A 24,351-nucleotide genomic window follows, 5' to 3' on the forward strand; every position below is an offset into this window, starting at 1 on the left:
AGTCCTTACTTGGAAGTGGCTGGTGCCAGCCGCGGGTGCGCCAAAGCGGTCAACCGGGGAATGTCAATGTCGGTCAGCGCGGCAACTTCACCGGCACCAACGGCCCCGCATTCCACGCCGCGCAGCACAAAGTTGGCCAGTGCGCGGGCGGTGGCCGGCTCATCCATGACGGCGCCCTCGGTGTGGGCGACATAATTGGCGAGCCGGGCCGCCGCAGCCGGCAGGCCCTGGCGGAAGAACGCATACGTGGCGCTGAAGCGGCTGGGCAGTTGTGCCGGGTGCATGTCCCAGCCCTGGTAAAAGCCGCGTTCCAGCGAACGCCGGACCAGCCTCCCGTGCAGCCGCCAGGCGTCTTCGGTGCCGTCGCCCATGGGAATGACGTTGCTGGAGCCGTCGGAGAGGCGGATGCCGGTGCCGGCAACGGCCAATTGCATGACCTCCTTGGCGAAGTCGGCCACCGGGTGCTCCATTGATTGATACTGCGCGGCGATTTCCAGTGAAGCACTGTAGTCGTAGGTGCCGTAGTGCAGGGCGCTGATCCGGCCGGGAATCTCATGGGCCAGTCGGGCGACCGGCGAGGTGCCGTTGGCGTCGAGGATCAACTGCGGGGTCTCCACCTGAACCTCAAAGCGGAGCCGGCCGGCGGGAAGTGAATGGACCTCCTCAAGGCGGCCGACGGCGAAGTCCATCGCCTTGACCTGGTCGACGGTGGTGACCTTTGGCAGCGTCAGGACAAGTCCCCGCGGCAGTTCACCGGCGGCGGCAAGGGTCGAGACAAAGAGGTCAAGGGTGCGCAGGCCCCGGGCCCGGGTGGCCGCCTCAAAACATTTGAAGCGGATGCCGATGTACGGCGGCGCCGTGCCCGCTGCGACGGCCGAGGCCACGGCCGTGCCGGCTGCCACGGCGTCAGCGTCCTCGGTTTCGTCCCCGCGATCGCCGTAGCCGTCCTCAAAATCCAGGCGCAGGTCCTCGATCGGTTCCGAGGCCAGCTTTGCGCCAACGCGCTGGGCCACGGGTGCGGCCAGCCCGCCGTCCTGGCCCAGCAGGGTGCCGAGGCGCTCCAGCCCGCCGTGCCCCTCGGCTGCGGCCAAGGCCTGGCCACCCCAATCGGCGGCAAAATCCGGGGTGAAGCGGTCTGCCGGGACATAGACGGTATGCACCGGCTGGCGGGATCCGTCGTCGCCCGGATAGTTGCGTTCCAGCAACTCGTCGGTGGCCTGCAGGGAAGCATCGATCCTTGCCAGGTCGGCGGCGGTCAGCGAAGGCGCCGGGCTCATGCCCGCGCTGCCAGTTCGTAGGCAGGTGTCGTGAGGAAGTCCGCGTAGTCCTCCGACAGGCAGATCTCTTCGATGAGGTCGCTGGCGGGCTTGTAGTACTTGGCGAATGCCGCATCCCCAACCTCGCCGTGCAGCTTGGCGGTTTCCTCGTCGAGGATGGTCTTCACCAGTTCCCGGGTGACGGTGTTGCCGGTGTCGGCCAGCGTCACGGAGTTGTGGATGTGCTGCCACACCTGGGAGCGGGAGATTTCAGCTGTCGCGGCATCCTCCATGAGGTTGTGGATGGCGACGGCGCCGCTGCCCGAGAGCCAGACGGCGGTGTACGCGACTGCCACGTACAGGTTCAGGCGCAGGCCCGCCTCGGTGACTGTGCCGTTGGCCGAGGCAATGTCCAGCAGATCGGCGGCGGTGACGTCCACTTCGGGGCGCTGCTTGTCCAGCTGGTTGGGGCGCTCGCCCAGAACGGAGTCGAACACCTCCGCGCAGACGGGCACCAGATCGGGGTGGGCCACCCACGAGCCGTCGAAGCCGTCGTCGGCCTCCCGGGTCTTGTCGGCCTTGACCTTCGCGAAGGCCGCGGCGGTCACTTCCGGTTCGCGCCGGTTGGGGATGACCGCGGCCATGCCGCCCATGGCAAACGCGCCGCGGTGGTGGCACGTCTTCACGAGCAGTTCGGTGTAGGCGCGCATGAACGGGGCTGTCATGGTGATTTGGGCGCGATCAGGCAGGACGAAGGCGGCACCGGCGTCGCGGAAGTACTTGATGATGCTGAAAAGGTAGTCCCATCGGCCGGCGTTCAAGCCCGAGGCGTGCTCGCGCAGTTCGTACAGGATCTCGTCCATTTCAAAGGCGGCCGGGATGGTTTCAATTAAGACAGTGGCACGGATGGAGCCCTGTGGGACGCCAAGGTAGTCCTGGGCGAAGACGAAAACGTCGTTCCAGAGCCGTGCCTCGAGGTGGCTTTCCATCTTCGGCAGGTAGTAGTACGGGCCCTGGCCGTTGGCCAGCAGCTGCTTGGCGGTGTGGAAGAAGAGCAGGCCAAAGTCAACCAGCGCGCCCGAGGCAGGCTCGCCGTCGACCAGGATGTGGCTTTCCTCCAGGTGCCAGCCGCGGGGACGGGCGACGACGACCGACAGCGGTGCGTCCGTGCGCAGCCGGTATTCCTTGCCTTCGGGTGAGGTGTAGGCAAGGGTGCCCAGGGCGGCGTCGCGCAGGTTCAGGACGGCGTCGATGACGTTGGACCAGAGCGGGGTGCTGGCGTCCTCCAGATCGGCCAGCCAAACCTTGGCGCCGGAGTTCAGGGCGTTGATGGCCATCTTGGCCGGGGAGGCGGGGCCGGTCATTTCCACGCGGCGGTCGGTCAGGGCGGCCGGGGCCGGCGCCACTTTCCAGACGCCGGCGCGGATGTCGGCGGTTTCGGGCAGGAAGTCCAGTCCGCCGGTGGCCGCCACCTGGGCACGCTTGGCTGTGCGTTCGGCCAGCCGTTCGATCCGTGCGGGGTTGAAACGGCGGTTGAGCTCGGCCAGGAAGTCCAGAGCTTCCGGGGTCAGAATTTCCGCGGCCCGGGGGATCGGTGTGGGGTCGGTGACAACAAGGGTGGAGGCGGGACTGGTCATGAGTTCGTCCTTTCAAGGGGTGAACCTGCCGCGTTGGTCACGGCGAAGGCAACGTCATCGGCCACATGCGGGTCGAAAACACTGGGAATGATGAAACTGGCATTGAGTTCAGAATCGTCGACACGGTTGGCAATGGCGACGGCCGCCGCGACCAGCATATCGAAAGTGATCTCCGACACGCCGGCGTCGAGGAGGCCGCGGAAGAAGCCCGGGAAGGCCAGCACGTTGTTGATCTGGTTGGGGAAGTCGCTGCGGCCGGTGGCCACGACGGCGGCATGCCGGGCGGCAAGCACGGGGTCGACCTCGGGGGTGGGGTTGGCCATGGCAAAGACAATGGCATCCCCGGCCATGGCGGCGATCTGCTCCTCGCCCAGGACGTTGGGGCCGCTGACGCCGATGAACACGTCGGCACCGGGCATGGCCTCGTGCAGCGAGCCGGCGAAGTTCTCGGGGTTGGTGTGCTCCGCGAGCCAGGCGCGGTGCGGGTCGGCATGGTTGTCGCCGCGGTGCACGGCGCCGCTGCGCCCGCAGGCAATGATGTTGGTGGCTCCCTGGGCCACCAACAGCGAGATGATGGCGTTGCCGGCGGCCCCCACCCCCGCCACCACAATCTTCACGTCGGCAATCTTTTTGCGCACGACGCGCAGGGCGTTGGTCAGTGCCGCCAGTGTCACGATCGCCGTGCCGTGCTGGTCGTCGTGGAAGACCGGGATGTCGAGTTCCGCGCGCAGGCGTTTTTCAATTTCAAAGCAGCGCGGTGCCGCAATGTCCTCAAGGTTGATGCCGCCGTACACCGGGGAAATGGCCTTGACGATGCTGATGATCTCTTCCGTGTCGGTGGTGTCAAGACACACCGGCCAGGCATCAACATTGGCGAACTGCTTGAACAGGGCCACCTTGCCCTCCATGACGGGCAGCGCCGCGGCCGGGCCAATGTTGCCCAGGCCCAACACGGCCGTGCCGTCGGTGACCACCGCGATGGTGTTGCGCTTGATGGTCAGGTTCCGGGCCAGTGCGGGATCGTCGGCAATGGCCATGCAGACGCGGGCGACGCCGGGAGTGTAGGCCCGGGAGAGATCGTCCCGGTTGCGCAGGGGTGCTTTCGGGACAACTTCGAGCTTGCCGCCGAGGTGCATGAGGAAGGTGCGGTCCGAAACGTGCAGGACGGTGACGCCCTCGAGTGCCTCAAGGGCATCGGAAACGCGTGCTGCATGGTCTTCGTCCGTGGTGTTGGCCGTGATGTCCACGATGATGCGTTCGTGGTGGGACTCCGCAACATCCAGGGCGGTGACGGCTGCTCCCGCCGCGGCGGCGGCAGCCGCAAGTTCGCTGGTGGTGGTGAAGCGCGAGGGTGCGCTGACTCGCAGGGTGATGGAATTTCCGGGACTTGTATTCGCCATTGAACGTCCTTTGCATAGTGGCCCGTGGGCCGTCCGAAATCACTTATGTTCTCGTATGCTGGATATTATTATCTATCTTATGGAATAACAAGTCTTGCGGTTTGATGTTCTGAAAAGTTTCATGATGCGGTATCTTGGAGGGTGAAACGTTGTTTTCACGATGTGGATAAGTTGACCGGGCGGCAGTCCGGTCCAGGGACTTGGGAGTTGGACCATGGCAGCAAAGACCGGCGGCGGCGTGCAATCCGTTGAACGCGTGTTTGAACTCCTTGAACTCATCACGGATGCGGGCGGGGACGTGACCCTCAGTGAGCTCTCCGGTTCCACCGACCTGCCGCTGCCAACAATCCACCGGCTGCTGCGCACGCTGGTGTCTTTGGGTTACATCCGCCAGCTGCCGAACCGGCGCTACGCGCTCGGGCCCCGCCTGATCCGGCTGGGTGAAGGCGCCAACAAGCAGCTCGGCGCACTGGCCCGCCCCCAGCTGAAAACCCTTGTCGACAAGTTGGGGGAGACGGCCAACATGGCCGTGCTGGAGTCCGACATGGTCATCTACATCGCCCAGGTACCCTCGCCCCACTCGATGCGCATGTTCACCGAAGTGGGCCGCCGCGCACACACCCATGACACCGGGGTGGGCAAGGCGCTGCTGGCCCAGCTGGACAACGACACCGTGCGCGGGATTGTTGCCCGACAGGGCATGCCAACACCCACGCCCAAAAGCATCGGCACCGTCGAGGGCCTGCTTGCCGACCTGGAGCTGATCCGGAGCCGCGGCTATTCCATTGACGAGGAAGAGCAGGAGCTCGGCGTCAGGTGCTTCGCCATGGCCGTCCCCAACGCGCCCACCCCCACCGCCATTTCGGTCTCCGGCCCGGTCACCCGTGTTGACCAGTCCTTTGCCGACCGGGCGGTGCCCATGTTGGCGGCGGCGGCCGCCGTCATTTCAGCGGAGCTCAACAGCAACTAGGCAGGACCGCCGGGGCCCGGTGGAGGCACCAGGCTGGGGAGCTGGTGGGGATCAGCCTTGCACGAGCTTCCTGGCGGCCTGGCTGTGGTCGGCAATGAGCCCGCCCAGGTCAAGTCCCGGGATCTGCCCATCGACCACCCGCCACACGCCGCCGACCATGACCCTGTCGGCCCGGTCCGCCCCGCACAGCAGCAGGGCGGCAACCGGGTCGTGGGAACCGGAGAAGCGCAGCTCGTCCAGGGTGAACATGGCCAGGTCCGCCTGCCGTCCCGGCGCAATTTCGCCCAGGCTTTCGCGACCCAGCACGCGGGCCGATCCCCGGGTGGCCCAGCCCAGCGCCCGTTCGCAGCTCACCGCGGAGGCGCCATAGCGCAGCCGCTGCAGATACAACGCCTGCCGGGCTTCCTGGATCATGTTGGACGCGTCGTTGGACGCCGAGCCGTCCACGCCCAGTCCCACCGGAGAGCCGGCCGCCTCCAGCTCAAGGATGCGGGCCGTGCCGGATGCCAGGCGCATGTTCGACGTCGGGCAGTGGGCGATGGCGGTTCCGGCGGCTCCCAGCCGGGCTATCTCGGCGTCGTCAAAATGGATGCCGTGGCCCAGCCACGTCCGGGGCGTCAGCCAGCCCACGCTTTCGAGGTAGTCCACCGTGCGCAGGCCAAACATTTCCTTGCAGAAATCCTCCTCGTCAAGGGTCTCCGCCAGGTGGGTGTGCAGGCGCACGTCGAGTTTCTCGGCCAGCGCGGCGCTTTCCATCATGACCTCGCGGGTGACGGAGAACGGCGAACAAGGGGCCAGGGCAATCTGGATGACGGCGTCGTCGCCACGTTCGTGATAGGCGGAAACCAGCCGTTCGCTGTCGGCCAGGATGACCTCCGGGTCCTGCACGGTCGATTGCGGCGGCAGCCCGCCGTCGTCCTCGCCCAGCGACATGGAGCCCCGGGTCAGGGTGGCCCGCATGCCCAGCTGCCGCACCACCTGGACCTGGATGTCGATCGCGTCCTCCAGGCCGCGGGGGAACAAATAATGGTGGTCGGCGGCAGTGGTGCAGCCGGAGAGCAGCAATTCGGCGAGGGCGGCCGTCGTGGCCAGCTCAAGGTCCCGCGGCGTCAGCCTGGCCCATACCGGGTAGAGGGTTTTCAGCCACGGGAACAACTCCGCATCGGCGACAGGAGCCCATGCGCGGGTGAGTGTTTGGTAGAAGTGGTGGTGGGTGTTGATCAAACCCGGTGTGAGCACGTGCCGGCCGGCGTCAAAAACTTCGTCGCAGGGTGCGGCCGGAGCTTTTCCGGTGCCGACGACCTCGGCAATGACGCCGCCGGAAACAACGACACCGCCACCGGCGTCGAGTTCGTTGGCTGTAAAGACGGCCAGCGGGTTTTTCAGCCACAGCCGGTGTGGGCGGGTCGGGGTGGCTGGTTCTGGTGTGAAGAGGGAATTCATTGGTGGCTCCTTGCAGGGGGCGGGGCGGGGGTGTGGCCGCGGTGCCGGGTGCCAAAAAAAGCCGGCACCGCGAGGGTGCCAGCTCAGTGTTGCCTCTGCGGGAAGGCCCTGTCTGCTGATCCAGGTTGGCCCGCCGGACGGGCCTGTACGCAATTTATGTGACGCTGCCGGGGAAGTCAATGATGCGGAGCGTAGGCTCCTGGGTCGAACGGGGCACCAGATCCAAGTAGTTTCGCTTGGATTGGGCGGTGATTGGCCCGTAATGGATATTTTGGGGTGGTCACGGCCGTGAGAGTACAGGTAATGACTCATCTGGACGGTTTTAGCGGCGTTTCCTGCACACTCACGAACCATTCCAAGGCCCTGGTCCTCCAGGCCGGCTCTAAATGCAGAACTGGGTTGCCGGGCTGCAATAACCACACAGCCTTTGCCGAATCTGGCGCTAAATCATGGCAGCGACATGGACGGTCGCTGTCGACAAAGCGGAAACTCTGGTCGAGCATTGGCCCAAGGAAGCGACTCCTCACAGCATTGTAGTGTTCACAGCGCCGGCTGCGGCTTGGCCCGCGGGCTTCACTTGAACAACGCCCGCCACGGGTGACCGGCCGTCACTGACCCGGCCGGAACGACGACGGCACCAGCCTGTGGGAGGCGGGTGCCGACGTCGTCCGGCAAGGCTGCAGTCCGGCAAGGCTGCAGCGCTGCGGGAAGGTCAGTGCTGCGGGTCCGCCTCCAGCAGGGGAATCTCGTTGCCCTCGGCGTCGATCAGCTTCCCCTCCTCGCAGCGGTCACCGTGTTTGAGGAGGCCCAGCACCTCCGGGGAGATGCGTCGTTCGGCGGCCTCGGCGAACACCGAGGGGTTCTCCGAGTTGCCGCGCTTGAAGTGGTTGAACAGCAGGTTCAACACGATCGCCATGACGGCCGAGGAGCTGATGCCGGAGTGGAAAATCGTGGCAAACCAGTCGGGGAACTGGTCGTAAAACGTGGGTGCGGCGATGGGGATGACGCCAAAGCCTATGGAGGTGGCCACGATGATCAGGTTCATGTTGTTCTTGTAGTTCACTGCCGACAGGGTGCGAATGCCGCTGGCTGCCACGGTGCCGAACAAGACGATGCCGGCACCGCCCAGGACTGCCGTGGGCACGGCGGCAACGACACGGCCCATGACCGGCATGAGCCCCAGCACGACCAGGATCACGCCGCCTGCGGCGACCACAAAGCGGCTCTTGATGCCGGTGACGGCCACCAGGCCGACGTTTTGTGCGAACGCGCTTTGGGTGAACGAGCCAAAGATGGGGGAGACCGCGCTGGAGAGCATGTCCGCCCGCAGGCCGTCACCCAGGCGGCGCGAGGTCACCTTTGTCTCGACGATGTCCGAGACGGCCAGGATGTCCGCGGACGTCTCCACCAGGGTCACCAGGATGACGATGAGCATGGAGATGATGGCGGCGAGGTGGAAGGTGGGCATGCCGAAGTGGAACGGTGCCGGGAACGCGGCGACGGGTCCCACCCCGACCTGCGAGAAATCCGTCATGCCAAAGGCCAGTGCCACGATCGTGCCGATGACAATCGCCAGCAGGATCGAGAGCCGGGAGACTGTGGCGTTGCCAAGTTTGCTGAGCAACAGCACGATGACCAGGGTGAGCCCGGCGAGGCCGATGTTTGCCGGGGAGCCGTAGTCGGGTGCCTGGGAGTTGCCGCCCATGGCCCAGTTGGCGGTGACGGGCATCAACGTCAGCCCAATGGTGGTGATCACCGTGCCGGTGACCACCGGGGGAAAGAACCTGATGATCTTGGAAAACAACGGCGTGATGGCCAGCCCGATCACGGACGCGGCGATGACTGAGCCAAACACCGATTGAATGCCGCCGTCACCGTTGACTATGGCCACCATGGTGGCGACGCCGGCAAACGACACGCCCTGAACCAGAGGAAGCTGGGAGCCGAAAAACGGAATGCCGATCGTCTGCAGGAGCGTGGCGAGACCGCCCATGAACAGGCAGGCAGTGATGAGAAGGCCAATTTCTGCCGTGTCCATGCCGGCGGCCTGGCCAACGATGAGCGGGACGGCGATGATGCCGCCGTACATGGTCAAAACGTGCTGGAAACCGTAGGCGAAACTTGCACCGAGGCCGAGTTTCTCGTCCTCGGGCCGTGCTGGCTTGGTCATTGAACTCTGGGACCTGGTCATAGCGGACCTCCTTGTCTGCTTACCGGTGAAATGCGGTCAACCCGCTTTGGGGGCTGGCGCGGTGCTGCTGCGGTGCCGGCGCCCGGCGGCGCGCGGCACCGATGATGCGTTTAGCAGAAACCGGCCATGCCTTCCCAGGCGTTGCCGGCGTCGGAGCCGTTTTCCCGGGCCACCGTGGCCTCGATCAGGCCGTAGGGCCGGTCGGCTGCGAAGAGCACCTCGCCGGGGTTGTCCTGGCCAAACGGGGTCAGGTCAACCACAAAGTGGTGCTTGTTGGGCATGGAGAACTTGATCTCGTCGATCTCCTCATGGGCGGCCATGACCTTCTTGCCCATCTCAAAGAGCGTGTGCTGGAGGGCGTGGGAATGTCCTTCGGTGAAGCCTTCGAGCAGGAGCGCCTTGACGTCGTCGTACGTCTTGTTGAAATCAAGGGTGCCCACCGAGGACGGGTTGTAGCGCCAGCGCGCGGCCACATCGGTGGCAAGGACCCTGTCGGTGGTTTCGGCCAGCGTCGTGTATTTGTCCTTGGGGTAGCCAACGAAGCCGGAGCCGGTGGACTTGAGCACGGTGAGGTCCTTCAGCCCGCCCAGCACATGCGTGGCGGCCCCGTCCTTGACGACGACGGCGGTGCGCACCTCCTGGCCGTTGCGCACAAATGAATGGTCGTGGCCGGTGCCGTTGGCCTGGATCCTGTCCCAGGCGTAGGACTCGGCAGCCCAGCGGCCGCCGGTGACCCAGTCAAAGGAGCCGGTGAAATGTTCGGCGAGGCGCGCCAGGAACCCCTCGGGGGAGCCGACCCCGTCACGGGCCAGCGAGTAGATGGTGTTTTTCTGGGTGTCGGTGGCCACCACATGGGCGTTGTCGCCCTCGAGGTGGGCGGCCTCGAAGTCGCCGCGCAGCTGGGAGGTGACGCTGAGATCCTCGATGCTGTGCCGGGCGGTGTCGCGGGTGATCTTGACGAGGCGGACCTCGGCCTTGCCGTACTGGTTGGCGCCCAGGATGATGTTGTTGGTCATGACTAGTTCCCTCTGTACGTTGAATAGGCGAACGGGCTCAGCAGCAGGGGCACGTGGTAGTGCTCCTGGCCGGCCTTGACGGAAAAGGTGAGTGCGACTTCGGGGAAGAACGTTTCTGTGTTGCTGCCGGCAAAGTAGCTGCCCGTGTCGAAGCGGAGCTGGTAGTTCCCGGCCGGGAGTTGCGCCGGGCCAAGGTCCTGCACCCGGCCGTTGGGATCCGTGGTGCCGGAGGCAAGCCGGGTCCAGCCGTTGCCGCTGCCGGCATGAAGTTCGACGGCGACCCCGGACGCGGGCGTGCCGGTTGCGGTGTCGAGTATGTGGGTGGTGACGTGTGAGCTCAAGTGTCCATCACTCCTTTGAGCCGCAGCAGCGCAATTTCACGCAGTTGGGCGGCGATTATGGGGGCTTCTTGTTCAGGGGTGTTGGCCAGGCGCCCGTCCAGTGCTGTGAGGATTTCCTGCGGTGTCCGGCCGGCGGCCCTGATTAGGAACACCTGGCCGAACTTTTCCTCGTAGTTCCGGTTGCCGTCGGCCAAGGCCTTGGTGAGGTTCCGGTTGGCCGGGTCAACGGCCGACTGTTCCTTGCGGGACAGGGCCGCCTCGGTGCTGGTGCCCGCAGCCTGCTCGCCAATCCGTGGGTGGTGTGCCATGGCGGCGGATATCTCCGCAGCCGTGAATGGTTTGGCAGCTGTCCCGGCCTGGCTGAAAAGCAGGTCCAGGCTGGCGTAAGGGCGGGCGGCGGTGATTTCATCAATCCACCGCTGGATGTCCAGACAGGGGCGGAGCGTTTCGACAAGTTGGACCTTGTCGGCGTCATTGAATTGTTTCAGCAACATGGTTTGCTGTCCTTGGAAATCAAATGCTGGCATCCACGGCGTAGGCTATACGAGCTTCATGTAAGTTTCGTATCGTGGAACTGTTATTTCAGCATATGCAATAGTGAACAGGATCACATTGCTATTGTCAATACTGCCCTACAGGCCTAGCTTTGTCCGCAGCCGCGCCACGTGGCCCTCGGCGTTGACGTTGTATTCGGCCGACTCGACGGTGCCGTCGCCATTGACCACCATCGTGGAGCGAAGCGTGCCAATCAAGGTGGTGCCGTTGATCTTCTTTTCGCCCCACGCGCCCCAGGCCTGTGCCGTTGTGTGGTCGAGGTCTGAGAGCAGCGGGAAATTCAGTTCAAAGTCCTTCGCGAATGCGGCGATGTCCTCCTGGGGGTCGGTGGAAATTCCGATCACCTCAATGCCGCCACCCTGCAGGGCGGCGAGGTTGTCACGGAAATCGCAGGCCTCGGTGGTGCAGCCGGGCGTTGCCGCCTTGGGGTAAAAGTAGACCACCACCTGTCGACCGGCGTAGTCGGCCAGCGAGACTGGTTTGCCGCTTGCATCGGGCAGGGAGAAGTTGGGTGCGGGTGCTCCGGGGGTGAGTTGCGGTGACATGGCGCTCCTGGGTGCTGTTGGTGATCCACGGTACAATATTTCACGTTATGAAAATTCAATATTGTCTGGTGAAAAAAGACTAGGTTTGGAATGCCGGGATGTCAATGGTTGGGACGGAACATTCCGGCCTCGTTTTCCGCGGCGGACACTTTCCTGCGGCGCTGCCGTTTCCAATGTGCAGAGACTTTCCGTGGCACTGCCGTTTCCAATGCGCTGCCAGTTTCCGCCCACGTAATGACCGCCCGCGAAATGAGCGCGCAAGGATTTATGGCTGGACAGGCACCGGACCGGCGTCGGGAACCGGCTGGAAACGGAGTTGGGCTCCGGGGGCCAATTGCCCGGCCCTGTCCAGGTCCGGGCAGATAACTACCCCAATGGCAGGGTAGCCGCCGGTGACAGGATGGTCGGCCAGAAAGAACACCGGCAACCCGGACGGGGGTACCTGAATGGTCCCGTTCACCGTCCCTTCGCTGGCGAGCTCGCCGTCGCGCAACTGCGTCAGGGGATCACCGAGCAGGCGCAGGCCTATGCGGTTGGACGCCGGGGAGACGGTCCAGACTTGTTCATGGAAGGCTGATGCGGCCTCCGGTGTGAACCAGTCGGCCCGCGGGCCCGGCACGTAACGAAATGTGGTGATCTCCGGCGGTGGGGGCGGGGGCGTTTCCGGGTTGCCAACCACGTTGTGGGCTGAAGGCTGGCCGACCGGCAGTGCGGTGCCTGCCACAATGGGCGCCGGCCCTGTTCCGGACAGCAGGTCCGTCGAGCGCGAACCCAGGACCGAAGGGACGTCGACGCCGCCGCGGAAGGCAACGTAGCTCCGAAATCCCGACGCCGGGCGGCCAATGGTGAGGCTTTCCCCCGCCGAAAGTGCAAAGGGTGCTTCTGGGTCCTGACCGCGATCCGCACCCATGTCCGCTGAGCCCGTGGCGGTGGTAATGGTCAGGGGTGCCGGTGCGCCGGTGACGGCGAGGACCAGGTCATGGACGGCTTCAAGGACCAGACCGCCCAGCACTGTTTCCAGCGCAGCGGCTCCGGGGTCATTGCCCACCAGGCGGTTGGCGCGGCGCAGGGATGCCCGGTCCAGGGCGCCGGATCCTGTCACGCCAATGTCGGCAAAGCCCTCCCGACCCAGGTCTTGAACGGTGGTCTGCAACCCGGAGGCCCGCACCACGACGCTGGCGGGGGTGGCCGCCGTCGTACTTTTGGGGTTTCTGGCGGCGACGACCTCCCGGACCGGACGGAACTGGACCCGGTTGCCGGGGCTGATGAGCGCGGGGGATTCTCGCGCCGGATCCCACAAGGGAGCGGCGGTCCGGCCAATCAGCTGCCATCCGCCGGGCGAGGCTCCGGGATAGATGGCCGAATAGCGGCCGGCCATGGCAACGGATCCGGCCGGGACGCTTGTTCGCGGGGATTCTCGGCGTGGAATGGGCGGGTGCGCCACCGCTGAAACGAGGTAGGCGAATCCCGGGGCGAAGCCGCCAAAGGCCGCCGTCCACAGCTGTTGTGAATGCATGGACACCAACGCTTCGGGAGTCAGGCCGGCCGAGGCGGCCGCCTCACCAAGGTCCTCGCCGTCGTACACCGTGTCGATGACCACCACGGCATCGTCGCGCCCTTGGGGCGTGGACAGCTCTGCGGCCCGGACCTTGCGGGCGATGCGGGCGGCCGCGGCGGTGGAGGCGGCGGTGATGAGAACCGTCGACTCAGCAGCCACCACGTCAAGCTGGCCTTCCTCCGGTTGGTCGGTGAGGAAGGCACGGAGGCTGAGGACTGCGTCCAGGCCGGGGAGTTCGACCAGAATGGCACGGTCACCCACCGGGCGGATGCCAGCAATGTGCGGGGTGGGTGTCACACGAAACTCTGGATTGCCACACCGGCACCGGCGAGTGCCTGCCTGACGGCTGCGGCCATCTCGACGGCTCCGGGGGTGTCGCCGTGGAGACAGATGCTCTCGGCGGAGACCTGCAGGATGCTGCCGTCGACCGCCTGGATTTCCCGGCTGAGGGCCAGCCGGAGGCTTTGTGCGACGACGGCGGACACGTCCGTGAGCACGGCACCGGGCTCCGTGCGGGGGACCAGGCTGCCATCGGGATTGTAGGCGCGGTCGGCGAAGGCTTCGGGGATGGCGCGGAGGCCGGCCAGCTGCGCCGCCCGGTGGATTTCGGAGTTCGGCAGGACGACCAGCGGCAGGGTTGGATCGACGGCCAGAATGGCGTCGACGACGGCGCGCGCCTGCGACGGGTTCTTGGCAATCGTGTTGTAGAGGGCGCCGTGGGGCTTGACGTATTGCACCGTGGCGCCTTCTGCCGCCGCGAGTGCCTGCAGGGCGCCGATCTGGTAGATCACGTCGTTGGTCAGTTCGGCAGCCGCCATGTCGATGAAACGCCGGCCGAAGCCGGCCAGGTCGCGGTACCCGGGGTGCGCCCCAATGGCGACGCCGGCACGTTGGGCGGCGGCGACGGTTGCCCGGATGGTGGTTGGGTCGCCGGCGTGGAAGCCGCAGGCGACGTTGACGCTGGAGGCGGATTCGATGATTCGTTCGTCATCCCCGAACGTCCAGTTGCCAAACGACTCCCCGACATCGCTGTTCAGGTCGATGGTTGCCATTGTTTTTCCTTTTTGTTGACTGCCTGCTTCGAGACTACGTCCCCGGCCCGGGAAAATCACACAGTCGGCAGGGGCCCGCGTGAACCGCATGGTAGGGGCTGCATTGCGCGGGCGATGGGATCCGACTGACCCTGGCTGGCGCTGCAGATTCCCGGGGTGGCGGGGATTTGGCGTGCACGCTGCGCTTTAATGGCTATTGGTCAGGCAGTGGCCGGCCGGTTTCGTCCACGGGGAAGCTGTCCACGACTTTGTTGGTGGCTGTGTCGACAATGATGATTGAATCCTTCGGCCAAGCGGGGTCAGGGTGGACCGTGTAGTTGATGTTGCTGCCCTTTGTCGTGCGGTTGAAACTATCGATGACGGTGTTGGTTCGGGTGTTGATCTGGACCGTTTCATTGGGCAGACCTGCGACGTCGCCGTCCTCGGGGGTGCCGTTCCACCAGCCTTCGTACCCGGTGATGGTCATTTGAAGGACAGAATCGTTGCTTGGCTGGCCCTTGGTGTCAACGCTGAAGCTTGCCATGATGCGGTTTCGTGCCGGGTCCAGGACGAGCATGACGTTGGGAGCCCATTTGCTGCTCTGCAGGGTTTCCAAGTTCGTTCCCGTGAGCTCTTGCGGGGAGCCGATTCGTTGGATAACGGTGTTTTGTGTGGTGCTGAAAATGACGAGGTTGGTGGGTTGGCCGGGCAGCGGTTCCTCATCCCACCAGCCGTGATAATTGCCGTCTGCGGACACCGTGAATCTTTCGGCTGTCGTGAGCCGTTGCACGCCGGAGACGTCAAGCGGGGTGAGCGTTTGTGTGGCGCACCCGGTCATCAAAAGGAAGGCGAGACCGAGCGCTGCAAGGGAAGGGATGGTCCGGATGCGAGGCATACGGTGAAATCCGGGCAAGACTGTCATCATTCGTTGCGTCCGGACTGGTAGGGGGAGGAACAGAAGTCAGGTGCGTCCCGGCCGGGCAGGTAAGGGCGGTGGAGGACCATGAGTCCATCGTCCTCGTGGACGACGCGAAAACCGTAGTATTCCTTGAATTGGAGTGCGTCAAAGGGTGTGAAATTGCCGTCTCCGCCTCCACCGGTGTCAGCCTGGGTGAAGTCGATGACTGCCCAGCTGGCGTAGTCGACCTGCCGGCCGAGCATGCCCACATTGGTCCGGTTCGTCAGGTGGGGCACCAGCCTGTCGTCGGCCTCCACGCAGACGCCGGAGGGAATCATATTTACCACCCGCTGTTGGGCGGCCATGTGTGCCGTGTACTCCCACGCTTTCCCTGTCACGAGGTTGTGGACGGGGAAGAGCCCGGGGATAAAGGCAATGCCTGCAGCAACTGAAACGGCAAATGCAGTGGGTGCCCACACTTTGGCTCGCTGCAGGCGCGGAAACCGGTTGACGAGTTTGGTGAGGACATCGACGGCGGCAAGGACAAGGATCGGAGCCAAGATGGCGTTGTATTGAAAGGCTGTGGACCAGGTGCCTGGCTGGTCGCTGAGCAGGCGGCTGGCAATAATCGGGGCTGCTAGAAGCACATAGGGGGACAGGAAGGGCAGCAGCGCCAGTGGAATGAATAGAGCCGCCCACAGGAATTGCTTCGTGGTGTTGTCGAACAGGATGGCCGCCGATTTGAGCGGATGCGTCACGATAAAGGAAATCGCGGTACCCATGGTTGGGCCCAAATCGGAGTACTGCCAGTACGCGAAGCTGCTCGATTTTTTGAAATGCGGAATAAGGCGGCCCGTTGTGAGCAAGTAACCGACTGCTCCCGTGGCAAAAATGGCCAGGGCAAGCTTCCAACGCCGGCGCAGGGCGACCAGCATGGCGATGGCCATGACCATGAACCCCATGTCCTCACGAACCCCGAGCAGTACGAGGCAGAGAACTGCGACGGCAGCATACCGGTTGCGGTCCAGGGCGAGGATGATCCAAGCGATGAGTGGCACGGCGAAGGCAATTTCGTGAAAGTCAAACTTCACCAGGCCCTGGATCGGCCACCAGAAAACATAAGCTCCGGAAACCGCCAAGGATGCCCCTTGGCCCAGCCTTTCCCGACAGAACAGGTAGACGGGAAAGATCGACGACGCTACCAGCACTGCCAAGGCAATGCCGAGCATGCGCGGGTCGTTCCAGAGCCAGTACAACGGCCCCAACACGGCGATTACGGGGTGGAAATGGTCTCCCAGGATGTTGTAAATCAGGCCCTTGATTTCGCTGTATGGCCCCATGAAAGCCGAGTACTGACGGACCACCTGATCGAAAATTCCCAGATCATACCCGGAGGACCGGAATGTGCTGTAGCGAAGGAGCGACATCGTCGAATAAACCGCCACGGAGAGCACTGCAAGAATGCTCACCCAACGAAGTTCACCCCGAAGCGGAGCACCAAGAACCGCCCAGAACCGTCGCCAGGGACTCTGCGCGACAACCACAGAATTTAGTGGGCTGTCCAAGACGTCCGCTGTCATCCATCTCCCTCAATCGGTTCCCAAGTCTACGGGGTGGCATTGCGCATCCTTGCCTGCTGCGACTTGGCCCGATGGTGGTGCAGGCCGGCCCCTGGGTCGCGAGGCGCGGAGAACGGTTGACGAGGCTTCCCGCGGGGCACAGACTCAATGTGTGTGGCGGGCTGTCAAGGAGGGTGGGTGGAATGAACGAGACGATCGTTGTTGCGGGAGCCACTGGTTATGTGGGCCGTCATGTCGTGGAGGCGCTCGACGCCGAAGGCTATCGGGTGCGCGCACTGGTCCGCTCCCAGGAATCGGCGCAAGCCCCAGGCCCGTTTGGCGCACCATCGCTGCGCGGGCGCGTCGCCGAGTGGAAAACTGTCAACTATTCGGACCCGACGACGATTCGGGACGCCTGCGCAGGTGCCGACCGCGTCGTTTCGGCACTGGGGGTCACCCGGCAGAACGCGAGCCCGTGGGACATCGACTTTCTGGGCAACTTGAGTCTGCTCGAGGATGCGGAGCGCAACGGTGCGGCGTCCTTCCTCTATGTCAACGTATTGAACTGCGAGAGCGGCACATCGCTGACCATGCGCGCCAAGCATGCGTTTTCGGAATCGTTGCGGCGCAGCCGCGTGGCTGGCCAGATCGTCAACCCGTCTGGCTATTTCTCTGATGTCTCCGATTTCCTGCACTTGGCGAGAAAGGGCCTTGGGTTCACACTTGGGGACGGTGCCGCGCAAATCAATCCGATCCATGGTGCAGATCTCGCAGACTTCATCGTCGGGCATCTCGCCGAACCGTCAACGAGCTGGGATGTTGGCGGTCCGGACACCCTCAGCTACCGCGAACTTGAAGAACTTGCGTTCAGGGTCGTTGGTCGCCGCCGGCGCATCCTCCGCATCCAGCCAGGGATCCAGCGGCCGCTCCAGTGGGCGGCCGATCGAACTTCTCCCCGGGCCAGCAATCTCACGCGCTTTTTCCTCGAATCGCTCAAAATTGATGCCGTAGGAACCGCGACAGGACACAGAAGACTGGAGCCGTTCCTGCGAGAGGTGCACCAAAGTTCCGCCTGACCGGTCCGATAATCACCTCCGAAAGGACAGGAACGGAAACGGTGGCCCGTATCTAAGCGAGGGTTCGTCGAAACAGCCCCTCATCTGAGCGAGGGTCTGAAGGCATGACGATGAACCCATCCGCGGACGGGCCACAACAGCCCAAATTTGCAACTGCCGCAGCCTACACAAATCAAGCAGCGGAAGCAGCCGCTCCGTTGACGGTGGCAAACGGGCGTCAGTGGGGGACCGGCTCCCCACCGCTGGCCCCAGCCTCCCACCGAACGTCCCCGGCTGACTTGTCCGGGCGCCAGCCGCGCCAAACCGGATGGCGGAGCCTGCCGTCCTTCGTGGCCTCCGTGAACTTCACTTCGCCCACAAACTTGGGCGTGGTCCAGACAACGTCCCGGCGCTCCGCGGCAGGGATGCCGTCCACGGGCGGGGTTTTCCGTTCAATCTTCTGCAGTCGCGCCGCGGCATCCTGCAACTCCCGGTCGGAGAACCCCGAACCGACCCTGCCCACATACCGGAGGCGGCCGCCGTCGTTCACGGCCAGCAGCAACGAGCCCAGGGAGCCGCTGCGCCGGCCCAGTCCCTTGCGCCAGCCGATCACGATGACTTCCTGGTGGCGTTCGTCCTTGATTTTCAGCCAGCCCGGACTGCGCCTGCCCGGAAGGTATCTGCCGTCGGTGCGCTTGGCCACCACACCTTCCAGCCCGAGTTCGCGGCTGGTGGCCATGGCCTCCTCGATGGTTCCGGTGTGGGCCGGCGGCAGGTGGATGTGCTGGCCCTCCGTGACGGCAGCGAAGAGTGCTTCGCGCCGTTTGTTGTACGGCTCCTGAAGCAAGGGTTGCGGGGCGCCGTCTTCCCTGCGGGCGCCGGTCTGCAGGGCGTCGAACAGCATCAACTGCACCGGGACCTTGTGGACCGCCTTCTCAATGTCGCGCTTGGAGGTGAGCTTCATGCGGGTTTGCAGCAGACCAAAGTCCGGCCGGCCCGCGGCATCCAGGGCGACAATCTCGCCGTCGAACACGGATCCGGCGGCGGCCAGGGCAGCCAATTCCTGCAGCTCAGGATACGTGGACGTCACGTCGTTGCCATTTCTGCTGGTCAGCCGCACCGCCCCGCCCGCCACCCCGGCGACGGCCCGCATTCCGTCCCACTTCATCTCAAGGCTCCACGTCTGCTCGGGATCGAGGTCGCCCGGCGTGCCGGCGGTGGCCAACATCGGGGCAGGCAGCTGCGCCGTTTCACCGTCCCACGGCTGCCTTTCCGCACTCCGCCCCGCATGCCGTGCAGGAGTGCGCGGGCTGGTGCCGGTGGCACGGTCGACGCCGGTCCTGCCCGCCTTGGTGCCGGGTGTGCCGCCTGTTGCGCTGCCGGGCCCGGGCTGTTCCTTCATGAGGTGGATGAGCCAATTCTTCGAGTCTTCCGCTTTCTTCCCGTCGCTCATGCCGGGCGTGTTGATCAGCGCATAGCGGCGGGGGACGCCGCCGAGCCCGCCATCCGATTTTCCGTGCAGGACCGCGATGACTTCCTTGCCTTCACGCCATTTTTCCAGCACGCAGGTGCCGGTGTCCCAGATGGTGACGTCCCCGGCGCCGTACTGTCCTTTGGGTATGGTGCCTTCAAAGGTGCCGTAGCCCAGGGGGTGGTCCTCGGTCATGACGGCGAGCCTGTTTTTGCCGGAGTCCAGTGGTGGGCCCTTCGGCACGGCCCAGGAAACCAGCACCCCGGAGTGCTCCAGGCGGAAGTCCCAATGCAACCGGGACGCGTGGTGTTCTTGAATCACGAAGCGCGGCGCCTCGGACTGGCTTCCCGGCGCAGGGTCGGTCGGAACAGGTTCGGGAGTCTGGCCGGCGTCGCGCATTGAGCGGTATTTCTCCAGCCTGTCACTACCGTGTGGGTGCTGCCAGCCAAGGGCTCCGATGGGGTCCATCCCGTCCTTCACACGCGCCAGGACTTCCCGGTAGTCCAGTTGGCGGAGCTGCGGGTCAGCGATTTCGTCCCAGGTTCGTGGCGCGGCGACGGTGGGGCGGCTTCTGCCCCGCAGCGAATAAGGGCAGATGGTGGTCTTGGCTTCACTGTTCTGGCTCCAGTCCACCAGAACCTTGCCTGTGCGCAGTGACTTTTTCATGTCGGAAACGACGAGATGCGGATGGTCGGCTTCCAAGGACGTGGCCAGTTCATGCGCGACTTCGGAGATGTCGGACGCCGTGTGGCTGCCGTCCAGTGGCACGTAAAGGTGGATGCCCTTGGATCCGCTGGTGACCGGAAATGCCTCCAGATCCATGCCGGTGAGCAGCTCTCGGCACAACAGCGCCGTCTCTGCGCATTCCGGGAGGCCAGAGCCGTCGCCGGGATCCAGATCCAGGACGAGGCGGTCGGGGTTGGCAGGCTTGCCGTCAGGACCGAACCGCCATTGGGGCACATGGATCTCCAAGGCGGCCAGCTGGCCGAACCACGCCAGCACGGCAGGTTCGTTGACCAGGGGGTAATGGTTGACATGGTCCTTGTGGGTCAGTTTCTGCCGCGGGACCCAGTCCGGGGCCGAGTCCTCGAGATCCTTGCGGAAGAAGACTTTCCCAGGTTCGTGAGGGGTGCCCACCCCATTAACCCAGCGTTTGCGTGTGGCCGGCCGCCAAGCCGCCTGGGGGATGAGTACGTGGGCAACCTCGGCCAGGTATCCAAGCACGTCGGCCTTTGTGGTGCCGGTTTCCGGGTAGAGCACCTTGTCCAGGTTGCTGATTTTCAGGCGCCGGCCGGCGACGTCGACCAGCTGTTCAGTGGAACGTGACACGGGGCGGCTCCTTTGGGTGCTTGGTTTCATTGTGTCCGCCCGACGCAGACTTGGCCACCCCGCCAACACTTCCAACCTCGCCATGGTGGCCGGCGGCCAGACGTGGAAGGGCTTCAGTGGCCGGATGCCTGCTCTGGCGCCAGCCCGATGATGATGCTTGACTGGCAATATGAGATCAATTTGGACTGGTTCAATAGCTTTCGGGTTGGTCAATGTCCCGGTCAAGGCATATGGGGCAACCGAGGACCATGATGTGAACCTGCATCAGGTCCACGACGCCGACGGCGGACGCATCCGTTACCAGCGCCGCTGCGAGGTGTGTGGGAAAAAGGTCGACTACGACGACATTGACAAGGCGTACGACGACGGTGAACGCACGGTGGTCCTGAGCGAGGAAGACATGGAATCGCTGCCGGCGGAAAAGAGCCGCGAAATTGAGGTGGTGCAGTTCGTCCCCAACGAACAAATCGACCCCATTATGCTGGGGCGCAGCTACTTCCTTGAACCGGACTCCAAATCTCCCAAGGCCTATGCCCTCCTGGTCAAGACACTGGAAAACACGGAGCTGACGGCCGTGGTGAAGTTTGCCCTGCGGCAGAAATCACGGCTGGGTGCGCTGCGGGTCCGGGGGCAGGTGCTGCTCCTGCAAGGCATTCTGTGGGGTGACGAAGTGCGCGACACCGATTTCCTCAAGACACCTGCGAAGAAGAAGATCAGCGCCCAGGAACTGAAGATGTCCTCAGCTCTGGTGGACCAGTTCCGTGGAGATTTCGACCCGGGCGAATATGAGGATGACTACCAGGTGGAACTGCGGACCTTGATTGAGGCAAAGCTCAAGCAGGGCGACTCCCTGGACACGGAGGCCACGTTTGGCGACAAGGAAGCAGCGACTCAAGACAGTGGTTCCGGCGGTGGCAACGTGATCGACCTGATGGAGGCGCTCAAGCGCAGCGTCGACCAAAAGCGCACCCGCGGAGCTGGCACAGCTGCCGACAAACAGGACAAGCCGGGAAAGGAACAGCCGGCGGCGGAGCCCAAGAAAAAATCACCAGCGACGAAGCCGCCAGCGACGAAATCGCCCGCCAAAAAGACCGCAGCGAAAAAGCCGGCGGCGAAGAAGCCGGCCGCCAAAAAGACCGCGGCGGCCAAGACTGCGGCCAAGACCAGCCGCGGTGAAACAGCCGCCCGGAAAAGGGCCTAGCCCGTGCCGGACTCGCACGCCCTGCCGCCGCACGACGGTCCGGATGCGGCCCATCGGCCGCCGGACGGCGTCAGCGACGCAACAGTGAAAGCCCTGGGGAAACTTTCTGAAGCGCTCGAAGTGGTGGAGCATGCACGGGGCCTGCTCTATGGCTTTCACCGGTTGACCGGCACTGCCGACCTGGCGCTGGGCGAAGCCGTGGACATGTTGCGGGACGCCGGCCACCAGAAACTGGCCAACGACATCGACCAACGGATTGTAGGCCGCAACATCGCCAGCGGGCGGTGGACCTTTCAGTTGGTTGAAGAATATGACGACGGGTATTACTCCGAGTTCAAGGCCGCCGAACAGCGGGCGCGGGACAGCCTGGTTGACGGCAAACGGCACCTGTTCGAAGCCGGGATGAAAGAGCGCCGCCGGAGCCACGGCCGTGCGCATCACGAGGCGCTGCCGCAGGACGTGCCCGCTGCGAACGGCGAAGACGCCGAGAATTAGTCCGCCATGTCGAACAAGGTCCGACGGCGCAGATGCCGTTACACCGTCTTCCACCTGCCGCCGTTCATACGCGGGCCCGTAGGACTGGGGCTGCCCGGTCGGCATCCGGACCTGTGTGCCTGCCTGCCTGTTGTCAGGGCCATGCCCGGGGCCTAGCCTTGGAATACAAGCGGCAGTCAACCGCCCGGGAATTGGCCGGGCTGCGTGAATGTGGCAGAGAAAAATGTGGAGAGGGGCGGGATCGCTGTGGGACTGATAATCGGGTTGTTGGTCATTTGGCTGGTGTTGACGCTGTTGGGGTTCGTGATCAAGGGCCTGGTTTGGCTGGCCATTATTGGCATCGTCTTGTTTGTTGCCACGGCCGCGGTGGGCTGGTTCCGGAACAGGGGCTCCATCAGGAGCTGAGCGCGATCGATGCGGGAGGCGCAGTTCGGTGACCAATGAGATCAATGGCAAGAAGATCGTGTTTCTCGTCGCGCCCAGCGGGGTGGAACACTCCGAGCTCATCGCGACCTGGGAGGCGGTGAGGGCGGCCGGTGGAACCCCGGAGCTGGTGTCCACGGACGTCGATCCGGTGGTGGCAGTGATGGCGGGGGTGCCCGCCACGGAAACTTTCGCTGTTGACCTGCTGGCCGGCGACCTGGTTGTCAACGACTACGCCGCCTTGGTGCTGCCCGGTGGCGAAGAAAGCGCTGACGCATTGCGGGCCAACGCGGAGGCGTTGCGTCTTGTGGTTGATTTTGTCGCTGCGGGCAAACCGGTCGCTGCCATCTCCCACGGGGTGGGGATTCTGGTGGACGCCGGAGTCCTTGCCGGGAAAGTGGTGACCAGTTGGCCCGGCCTGACCCAGGAGATTATCGACGCGGGAGCCCGATGGGCCGATCAGGACGTGCAGTTCTGTCCGGAACAGGGTTGGATGCTGATCACCGGCAAAACGACCGTTGATCTGCCAGAGTTCGTACAAGCAATGGTGACGGCGTTCATCTGATCCCTGTCCGGCAATTTCACTAATGTTGGATCCCAAGCTGCCTGTCGCCAACGAAATTCCCAGTTTCGTCTCGCTTTTCCAGGATGCGCATCGTCGTCGATGGAAATCGCGACTTACGATCCCAAATGAGACGACCAACTGCTTTGAACAAGGTGAGCACTGGCGAGCGATGGGCCGGCATTGTCGGAGTCAAATGCATGGGCTCCTGTGGGCCTGAAATTCTGTCCCATATAACGGGCGCCCGCTCACCGAACAAAACACGGGACTGGTCTTAAAGGACTGTTGTTGGCAGCCGCGACGACGCTCCCTGGCCATATGATCCAATTATTGAAAAGCAAGACCCAGAAATGGCCCGAAAGCGCGCCATTCCTCCGTCATCGGTTGGTTCTGCGCATGCCATTTCGGAAAAGTCTGCACAAACACTGGATCTCACTAGCGGTAATTCGGGAGACGAGACAGTCCCGTAGGTCGTTCCCCTACGGAACGGGCGCGGCTCGACCAATCACGGGTGAAATGGCATCGTAAGTAGCGAGCTTTTAGAGGTCAAGAACGAGAATGTTGTCTGCGATCTTCGTCCATCCCGGTTCAAGTTTTCCGGTGTCGGAGTCATCCCCTAAAAGAATCGTTGACAACTGTTCTTTTGATGACGACATATTAACAATTTCACCGCTTCGTCTCGCGTCGCTGCAACCAACCTGCCAGTCGGGACCCTCACCTGGCGGAACAACGGCCAAGCAGGTGGTTCTGGCATCGTCGCTCTGCAGCGCGAAGTACCGTACCCCGTCTCTGGTGGCGAGCAGGCGCGAACTGTCCCTGTCCACCTGCTCCTGCAAGCTGACGAATGCAGGCAGGGTGTCGTCGGGCGTAGCTGCACTGTCCAGAGCCTTGAGCCCCGACTCGCCTGAACAGCCGCTCAGTAGAATTGCAGCAAGGCCCGCCGCCACAACGAGCGGAAATGATACACGTTTCATTTTTCTCCCCCAGTATCGATTTCACCCGACGCTACAGCATGGGTTCCACCGCGAAGCACAAGAATACGAAAATCATGATGCCCAACATAGTTTCCCACGAGAGATTCCGCTTGCGGGGCAGGTAGTTTTCGAATCAGGGTGGGATGTGTGGGAGTTGAATTCCTTGACGTCAATGTCTATGCCGGGCATCCTCAAACAGCGAGACTGTTCGGACCGCCCATTCATCTAAGGCGACTGGCTAAGATCAGGACATGGACGAACCACACGATGTAAAGATTGCCGAGGGGGCCCGTGGCACAGCCGCCGCCTGAATGGCCAGCCATGGTGTTGGGCTGCTGCGGGGCATCGCATTCACGGCTCTTCTAATCATCTACGTTGCGTGGACCTTAGCCGTTGCCGTCCAAATCGTATTCGAATCTGGCGGTCCCGTGGCGACCTTAA

General features: G+C 63.8%; 21 protein-coding genes. 6 read left to right on the plus strand and 15 right to left on the minus strand.

All coding sequences use genetic code 11. The features are described 5' to 3' along the window. Positions 1–5 precede the first annotated feature (5 nt). The 3 genes from ACT3TS_RS12680 to ACT3TS_RS12690 are packed head-to-tail and all read right to left on the minus strand — an operon-like array spanning position 6 to position 4,293. Entirely contained in the window at positions 6–1,277 is a 1,272-nt protein-coding gene (locus tag ACT3TS_RS12680) for a DUF6986 family protein (RefSeq protein WP_444531879.1), read from the minus strand. Next, positions 1,274–2,893 carry a malate synthase A gene (aceB, locus tag ACT3TS_RS12685; RefSeq protein WP_444531880.1) on the minus strand — a complete coding sequence of 540 codons (1,620 nt, stop codon included), beginning with the start codon at positions 2,891–2,893 and terminating at the stop codon, positions 1,274–1,276. The genes ACT3TS_RS12680 and aceB overlap by 4 nt, the downstream gene beginning before the upstream one ends. Then, positions 2,890–4,293 (minus strand): NAD-dependent malic enzyme, encoded by a 1,404-nt coding sequence (locus ACT3TS_RS12690; protein WP_444531881.1) that lies wholly within the window; start codon positions 4,291–4,293, stop codon positions 2,890–2,892. Before ACT3TS_RS12690 ends, aceB begins: the two co-directional genes overlap by 4 nt. Positions 4,294–4,507: 214 nt before the next feature. On the opposite strand from ACT3TS_RS12690, the gene ACT3TS_RS12695 reads away from it, so the two are divergent. Continuing rightward, a complete protein-coding gene (locus tag ACT3TS_RS12695; protein WP_444531882.1) occupies positions 4,508–5,263 on the plus strand; it encodes an IclR family transcriptional regulator in 756 nt (251 codons plus the stop codon). Between the two features lie 51 nt (positions 5,264–5,314). On the opposite strand, the gene ACT3TS_RS12700 is transcribed toward ACT3TS_RS12695, so the two are convergent. The 10 genes from ACT3TS_RS12700 to ACT3TS_RS12745 form a co-directional block, all read right to left on the minus strand. Then, positions 5,315–6,706, minus strand: a complete 1,392-nt coding sequence (locus tag ACT3TS_RS12700; RefSeq protein ID WP_444531883.1) for an 8-oxoguanine deaminase — start codon at positions 6,704–6,706, stop codon at positions 5,315–5,317. A gap of 712 nt (positions 6,707–7,418) precedes the next feature. After that, positions 7,419–8,897, minus strand: coding sequence for a nucleobase:cation symporter-2 family protein (locus tag ACT3TS_RS12705; RefSeq protein ID WP_444531884.1), 1,479 nt, complete (start codon positions 8,895–8,897; stop codon positions 7,419–7,421). A 110-nt stretch (positions 8,898–9,007) separates the two neighbouring features. Further along, positions 9,008–9,913 (minus strand): factor-independent urate hydroxylase, encoded by a 906-nt coding sequence (pucL, locus tag ACT3TS_RS12710; protein WP_444531885.1) that lies wholly within the window; start codon positions 9,911–9,913, stop codon positions 9,008–9,010. Between the two features lie 2 nt (positions 9,914–9,915). Then, entirely contained in the window at positions 9,916–10,254 is a 339-nt protein-coding gene (gene uraH, locus ACT3TS_RS12715) for a hydroxyisourate hydrolase (protein ID WP_444531886.1), read from the minus strand. After that, positions 10,251–10,748: a 2-oxo-4-hydroxy-4-carboxy-5-ureidoimidazoline decarboxylase gene (gene uraD, locus ACT3TS_RS12720; protein ID WP_444531887.1), complete on the minus strand. Its 498-nt coding sequence runs from the start codon at positions 10,746–10,748 to the stop codon at positions 10,251–10,253. The genes uraH and uraD overlap by 4 nt, the downstream gene beginning before the upstream one ends. A 138-nt stretch (positions 10,749–10,886) precedes the next feature. Beyond that, positions 10,887–11,354 (minus strand): thioredoxin-dependent thiol peroxidase, encoded by a 468-nt coding sequence (bcp, locus tag ACT3TS_RS12725; RefSeq protein ID WP_444531888.1) that lies wholly within the window; start codon positions 11,352–11,354, stop codon positions 10,887–10,889. Between the two features lie 265 nt (positions 11,355–11,619). Beyond that, on the minus strand, positions 11,620–13,209 hold the full coding sequence (locus ACT3TS_RS12730) for a 5-oxoprolinase/urea amidolyase family protein (protein WP_444531889.1): 1,590 nt from the start codon (positions 13,207–13,209) through the stop codon (positions 11,620–11,622). Then, positions 13,206–13,964 carry a LamB/YcsF family protein gene (locus ACT3TS_RS12735; RefSeq protein ID WP_444531890.1) on the minus strand — a complete coding sequence of 253 codons (759 nt, stop codon included), beginning with the start codon at positions 13,962–13,964 and terminating at the stop codon, positions 13,206–13,208. Before ACT3TS_RS12735 ends, ACT3TS_RS12730 begins: the two co-directional genes overlap by 4 nt. 193 nt (positions 13,965–14,157) lie before the next feature. Continuing rightward, the gene (locus ACT3TS_RS12740) at positions 14,158–14,838 is read right to left on the minus strand and encodes a hypothetical protein (RefSeq protein ID WP_444531891.1); all 681 of its coding nucleotides are present in this window, start codon (positions 14,836–14,838) and stop codon (positions 14,158–14,160) included. 26 nt (positions 14,839–14,864) lie between these two features. Continuing rightward, positions 14,865–16,310 (minus strand): DUF2079 domain-containing protein, encoded by a 1,446-nt coding sequence (locus tag ACT3TS_RS12745; protein WP_444531892.1) that lies wholly within the window; start codon positions 16,308–16,310, stop codon positions 14,865–14,867. Between the two features lie 293 nt (positions 16,311–16,603). Between ACT3TS_RS12745 and ACT3TS_RS12750 the strand changes: the two genes are divergently transcribed. Beyond that, on the plus strand, positions 16,604–17,476 hold the full coding sequence (locus ACT3TS_RS12750; protein ID WP_444531893.1) for an SDR family oxidoreductase: 873 nt from the start codon (positions 16,604–16,606) through the stop codon (positions 17,474–17,476). Between the two features lie 217 nt (positions 17,477–17,693). Here ACT3TS_RS12750 and ACT3TS_RS12755 read toward each other — a convergent pair whose 3' ends face one another. Continuing rightward, positions 17,694–20,285, minus strand: coding sequence for an ATP-dependent DNA ligase (locus tag ACT3TS_RS12755; protein WP_444531894.1), 2,592 nt, complete (start codon positions 20,283–20,285; stop codon positions 17,694–17,696). 139 nt (positions 20,286–20,424) lie between these two features. Between ACT3TS_RS12755 and ku the strand changes: the two genes are divergently transcribed. From ku to ACT3TS_RS12775, 4 genes are all read left to right on the plus strand, one after another. Beyond that, positions 20,425–21,456 (plus strand): non-homologous end joining protein Ku, encoded by a 1,032-nt coding sequence (ku, locus tag ACT3TS_RS12760; RefSeq protein WP_444531895.1) that lies wholly within the window; start codon positions 20,425–20,427, stop codon positions 21,454–21,456. Between the two features lie 3 nt (positions 21,457–21,459). After that, positions 21,460–21,951, plus strand: coding sequence for a hypothetical protein (locus ACT3TS_RS12765; RefSeq protein WP_444531896.1), 492 nt, complete (start codon positions 21,460–21,462; stop codon positions 21,949–21,951). Positions 21,952–22,197: 246 nt separating this feature from the next. After that, positions 22,198–22,356 carry a hypothetical protein gene (locus ACT3TS_RS12770; protein ID WP_444531897.1) on the plus strand — a complete coding sequence of 53 codons (159 nt, stop codon included), beginning with the start codon at positions 22,198–22,200 and terminating at the stop codon, positions 22,354–22,356. A 28-nt stretch (positions 22,357–22,384) separates the two neighbouring features. Beyond that, positions 22,385–22,939 carry a DJ-1/PfpI family protein gene (locus ACT3TS_RS12775; RefSeq protein WP_444531898.1) on the plus strand — a complete coding sequence of 185 codons (555 nt, stop codon included), beginning with the start codon at positions 22,385–22,387 and terminating at the stop codon, positions 22,937–22,939. Between the two features lie 536 nt (positions 22,940–23,475). Here the strand turns inward: ACT3TS_RS12775 and ACT3TS_RS12780 are convergent. Further along, positions 23,476–23,910, minus strand: coding sequence for a hypothetical protein (locus ACT3TS_RS12780; RefSeq protein ID WP_444531899.1), 435 nt, complete (start codon positions 23,908–23,910; stop codon positions 23,476–23,478). Between the last annotated feature and the right edge of the window lie 441 nt (positions 23,911–24,351).

This window comes from Specibacter sp. AOP5-B1-6, assembly GCF_052376555.1.
Lineage (GTDB): Bacteria > Actinomycetota > Actinomycetes > Actinomycetales > Micrococcaceae > Specibacter.